Origin of the sequence: Actinomadura sp. KC06 (assembly GCF_004348735.1) — a bacterium.
GTDB lineage: Bacteria > Actinomycetota > Actinomycetes > Streptosporangiales > Streptosporangiaceae > Spirillospora.
The window spans coordinates 1-5,291 of sequence record NZ_SMKT01000300.1 but is presented as its reverse complement, the minus strand read 5'-3'; the positions used below and the strand labels follow the sequence as shown (position 1 = coordinate 5,291).

At 71.5% G+C, this 5,291-nt stretch carries 5 protein-coding genes; 3 read left to right on the top strand and 2 right to left on the bottom strand.

The window, feature by feature from the left end:
• The coding region (locus E1287_RS41890; protein ID WP_131971471.1) for an aldo/keto reductase at positions 1-982 on the bottom strand (982 nt) is incomplete at its 3' end.
• A gap of 133 nt (positions 983-1,115) precedes the next feature.
• Between E1287_RS41890 and E1287_RS41885 the strand changes: the two genes are divergently transcribed.
• Entirely contained in the window at positions 1,116-1,769 is a 654-nt protein-coding gene (locus E1287_RS41885) for a TetR/AcrR family transcriptional regulator (protein WP_243719815.1), read from the top strand.
• A gap of 63 nt (positions 1,770-1,832) precedes the next feature.
• Here E1287_RS41885 and E1287_RS41880 read toward each other — a convergent pair whose 3' ends face one another.
• On the bottom strand, positions 1,833-2,462 hold the full coding sequence (locus E1287_RS41880; protein ID WP_131971469.1) for a hypothetical protein: 630 nt from the start codon (positions 2,460-2,462) through the stop codon (positions 1,833-1,835).
• Positions 2,463-2,671: 209 nt separating this feature from the next.
• Here E1287_RS41880 and E1287_RS45245 point away from each other — a divergent pair, with 209 nt between their 5' ends.
• Complete coding sequence (locus E1287_RS45245) at positions 2,672-4,012, top strand: PT domain-containing protein (RefSeq protein WP_207934791.1); 1,341 nt, start codon at positions 2,672-2,674, stop codon at positions 4,010-4,012.
• A gap of 86 nt (positions 4,013-4,098) precedes the next feature.
• Positions 4,099-5,241, top strand: coding sequence for a serine hydrolase domain-containing protein (locus E1287_RS41870; RefSeq protein WP_131971467.1), 1,143 nt, complete (start codon positions 4,099-4,101; stop codon positions 5,239-5,241).
• Positions 5,242-5,291: the final 50 nt, after the last annotated feature.

Below are 5,291 nucleotides of genomic sequence, written 5' to 3'. Positions count from 1 at the left end.
TGTGTATAAGAGACAGGTTGTAGGCCGCGTCCAGCGTGCCGATGTCGGTACCGGGCGGGACGATGGCGTCGATGCGGTCGAGGACCTCGTCGGTCAGCACCGTCTTGGCGCCCGCGAGGAGGTCGTCGAGCTGCTCCATGGTGCGAGGGCCGATGATCGCGGACGTGACGCCGGGATGGGCGATCGCGAACGCCATCGCCAGGTGCGTCAGCGACATCCCGGCGTCCTGGGCGAGGGAGATGAGCTGCTCGACGGCGTCGAGGCGGCGCTCGTCGGTCAGGTGCTTGAAACCGAACCCGGCCCGATGGCTGTCGGTCTGCTGGCCCTTGCGGTAGCGGCCGGTGAGCAGGCCCTGCGCGAGTGGGCTCCACACCAGGGTGCCCATGCCGTAGCGCTCGCAGACCGGCAGCACCTCGCGCTCGATGCCGCGGTTGAGGATCGAGTACGGCGGCTGCTCGGTACGGAACCGCGACAGGCCCCGCCGCTCGGCGACCCACTGCGCCTCCACGATGTCCGAGGCCGGGAACGTGGAACTCCCGATGGCCCGCACCTTGCCCGCGCGCATCAGGTCGGTGAGGGCGGAGAGGGTCTCCTCCACGTCGGTGTCCGGGGCAGGCCGGTGGACCTGGAAGAAGTCGACGTGATCGGTCTGCAGGCGGCGCAGCGAGTCGTCCAGGGCGCGGACGAGCCAGCGCCGTGAATTGCCTCGGCGGTTGGGGTCGTCCCCCATCGGGAGGTGCGCCTTGGTGGCGAGGACGACGTCGTCCCGGCGGCCCTTGAGCGCTTTGCCGACGATCTCCTCGGACTCGCCGTGCGAGTAGAAGTCGGCGGTGTCGACGACGTTGATGCCCGCGTCCAGCGCCCTGTGGATGATGCGGACGGAGTCGCCGTGATCGGGGTTGCCGACCGCGCCGAACATCATCGCGCCCAGGCAGTAGGGGCTGACCTTGATGCCGGTTCGGCCCAGCGTGCGGTACTTCATGATTCTCCTCGTGCGATGGCCGGTGCCGCAGCGCGCAACGCGCTAGGCTGAAGCAAGCGGAACGATGTTCCGCATATGACTATACGGAACAGTGTTCCGGTTAGCAACCGAGTGGCCGGAGTGGAGTGCGCCCGTGACCGACCGACCGACACACCACCCGCCGGTGGACGAACGTCCTGGCGACAACCCGCTGGAGGACGAGCAGCCGCAGCGGCGGGTGCGGGCCGACGCGCAGCGCAGCATCGACGCTCTGCTGACCGCGGCCGCCGAGGTGTTCACCGCGTCCGGCGTGGACGCCCCCGTCCGGCAGATCACCGCCAAGGCGGGCGTGGGCGCCGGGACGCTCTACCGGCACTTCCCGCAGCGCTCGGATCTCATCGCCGCCGTCTTCCGGCACGAGGTCGACTCGTGCGCGGACGCCGCCCCCGCCCTCGCGGACGAGCACGAACCCCTCGAAGCGCTCACCCGGTGGCTGCTGCGCTTCGCGGAGTTCATCGGCACGAAACGCGGGCTCAGCGCCGCCCTGCACTCCGGGGACCCGGCCTACGACAGCCTGCCTTCCTACTTCTCACAGCGCTTCGAGCCCGTCCTCGGCACGCTCCTCGCCGCCGCCGCGGAGGCGGGCGAGATCCGCGCCGACGCCGATCCGGAGGACCTGCTGCGCGCCGTCGCCAACCTGACCCTGCCCGTCCAGGACGACGACGGACACACCCAGCGCATGATCGCCCTGCTCATCGACGGTCTCCGCTACGGCGTCCGCCCCAAGGAGACCCGGACCCGCGGCTGAGCCGGTGAAAGCGGACGCCCGCCAAGCACTACGACGATGAGCGGCTCGCCGGGCTGGTTCGGGTCAGGGCGGGGAGTACAGCCAGGGGTTGCGCAGGTCGTAGAAGGTGGGTTCGTCCACGTAATGCGACATCTCATCGTCCCGCCACGCCTTGAGGTCGGGCGGCATCGGCCGGCGCTCGCCGTCGCGCGCGTCCTCTTCGGTGGTGAAGTAGACCGCGATGGTGCAGCCGCCGTCCGGGTGGACGATGAACAGCCCGCCGATGGTGTCCGGACGGGCCTCCGCCATGGCCCGTCCTTCCTCGTCCGTCCAGAACGGGCGCAGCGCCTCCCGGTCGCGGACGCGCGTCTGGATCATCTGGACGAACTCGGCCGCGTCCGACCCGCCCGCCCCGAACGGCTCGACGTCGGAGCAGTCGTGGACGGTGGGTTCGCCGTCGAGCAGCGCGGACGTGGACTCCCACCATTCGCGCTGTGCCCGCCGCTTCTCGTTGCGGTGCGCCGCCCGGGTCGACTTGAAGCGCACCAGCCAGATGAACTCGCCGTCCTCGGTCACTCCGGCGGTCGTGCCGAGCCATCCCCGGGAGCCGGGGGCCAGTTCCCGGTACCAGCGGTCGGCGGCCTCGCGTAGCCCGGCGGGGTCCCGGGCCCTCCCCTGCACGAGCTGAACGTGCATCTTGTCCTGGAATGGCATGCCCGCCCCCGCACGTACCTCTGCCCTGTCCAGGCCGGACGTCACCGGACCGCCCGGCCGAGCCGCCCGGACACTCCTACCCTGTGTCGCCGCGTCCTCGCATTGCGCTTGCAGGGCACGGAGGCCGGATCGGGGGTGAATGGCCCGTTCCACAAACGTGGTTCGCAAGGGGGGAGGTGCAAATCAGGGCATTTCACTAGGATGCCCCCGTGCGCGAAGATCAGGGTGTCCCGGACGACGGCGTGCTGACCGCGCCGCTCCGGCTGGCGGACGACGGTCCGGCCGACCGGCCGGCCGAAGGGCCGACCGGCGGACCGGCTGACGAGCCGGCCACCGGACCGGCTGACATGCCGACCGGCGGGCCGGCGAACACACTGTCCGGCGGGTCGGCAGAGATACTGACCAGCGGATCGCCCGCCATCAAGCGCGGTACGACCACCGAGGTCGATCCGGCGCCCGTCCGGGCCTTCGGCAAGGACGTCGAGCGCCTCGCCGATTTGGTCGGACGTCTCACCGCAGCCACGTCCACGCTGGGTGAACGGCTGGACGGCGAAGTACGCGACGTGCTCGACAGCGCGGAGAAGGCGCTGGCCGAGGCGAGCGGCGCGCGCGCCGAGGCCGCCGACGCCGACGACCGCACCCGGCAGGCCGAAGCGCGGGCGGAGGCGGCGCTGAAGGAGGCCGCCGACGCGAAGGAGGAGCTGCAGAAGGTCACCGCGGCGGCGAAGGCCAGCGTCATGGCCGCCCAGGAGAGCGAGGCCAACGCCTGGAAGGAGGCCGGCGCGTCGCAGCAGGCCCGCGCCACCTCCGCCAACGAAGCCGCGCACGCCGAAGGTCTCCGCAAGCGCGCCGAAGCGGCGTGGAGCACCGAGCATCAGGCGCGCACGGACGCCGAACGGGAACGCGACGACCTCGCCGTCCGGCTGACCAACGAGCAGACCGCGCTGGCCACCGCGCGGACGGAGCTCGCGAACACGCGCGCCGACCTCACCGAGGCGCGCGACAGGCTAGAGGCCGCCGTCGAAACCGAGCGGCAGTTGCGGGCCGAGCTGTCCGCCGCGAAGGGCGAGATCGCGGGGCTCACCGTCGAGCGCGACTCCGTCGTGGCGCGCGCCACCGAGCTGGCCACGCGCGCCGACCGCGCCGAGGAGCGGGCCGACGCCGCCGAGATCCGCGCCGAGCGGGCCGAGCAGCGCGCGGACACCGCCGAGATCCGCATCGACCGCGACGCCACCACCGTCCGAGCCCTGCAGGACACCTTGCGCGCGGCGCTGGACCTGCCGTCCATGGAGGACCTGGCCGACGGGCGTGGGGTGCGGGTGGGCGAGTCCGGCGCGGTCGTCGCCAAGCCCGGCGCGCTGATCGGCGTCGACCAGGTCCCGGACGTGATGGACGGCGAGCTGGCGGCGCGGTTTGCGCGGGCGATCCTGGCCGTGCGGGTTCACCAGGCCACGCGACCGTCCGTCCACGACGACCTGGAACCCGCCTCGGACGCCGCCGCCGACGATGACGGCGGCGGCGGCGAAGAGCCCGCCGACGACGAAGACTGAACCTCCGGACGGACGGACGGACGCGAGCGCACGCGCCGACGGTCCGGCAATGAATTCCCCGCAGAACGACCGGTAGGGGTTTTCGCATGCAGAAGCAGGTGCAGGACACGATCGACCAGCTCGTCGAGACCGGAGCCGAGACGGGCATACAGGTCGCCGTCTACCGGCAGGGCGAGCCGGTGGTGGACGCCGTCGCGGGCATGGCCGACACGGAGGCGGGACGTCCGATGGCGTCCGATACACCCGTGTACGGGACGTCCGTCGGGAAGGCGCTCACCGCGACAGTCGTCCACGTGCTGGCGGAGAAAGGCGTGCTTGAGTACGACACGCCGATCGTGGAGTTCTGGCCGGAGTTCGGCGCGCACGGCAAGGAGGCGACGACCGTGCGGCATGCCCTGACGCATTCGACGGGCGTGCCCGGCGTGCCCGGCGTGCCCGTGGACACGACCCCCGAAGACCTCTGCGACTGGGACAAGATGTGCGCGGCGATCGAGGCGGCGCAGCCTTGGTGGGACGCGGGCGAAAAGGCCGGATACCACAGCCAGACGTTCGGCTACATCCTCGGCGAGGTGGTGCGGCGCGCGACGGGGCGGCGGATCTCGGCGGTGCTGCGGGACGAGGTGGCCGGGCCGCTGGGGGTCGCCGACGAGCTGTACTTCGGCGTGCCGGAGGCCGACCTAGCCCGGGTGGCGCGGCTGGACGACCCGTCCGGCATGACCGATATCCCGCCAGGGATGCTCGCGTCGATGCCGATGTTCAAGGTCGTCGACGGATACACCGCAGGCCCGCCGAAGGCGATGCCGAGCGCCGATTTCGGAAACCGTCCCGACGTGCTGGCGGCGGACATCCCGGCAGGCGGCACGATGTCCGCGCGAGCCGTGGCACGCATGATGGCGGCGCTGATGGACGAGGTGGACGGCGTCCGGCTCGTGTCCCCGTCCCGGTTCCACGAATTGTCGGCCGTAGCCCGCAACGACGTGGACGAGATGTTCGGCGGCCCCTCACCGAAATCACTCGGGTTCCTCATAGGCGCGCCCTGGCCCGCAGAGGGCCGGACGGTGATCGGCTGGGGCGGCAGCGGCGGCAATGGCGTCTTCGCCGACGTGGAGTCGCGAACGGTCGTCGCCGTCTCCAAAAACCGCTTCAGCTCCGGCGACTTCACCACAATGCAAAAACTGGCCCCATCGTCACGTAACAGCCCCACCCCCGAACGGCACCGCTGGGCGTAGGACACCGAAGCGAGCAGCGTTATCGGAGGGCGGCGGGGGCGCCTTGGGGG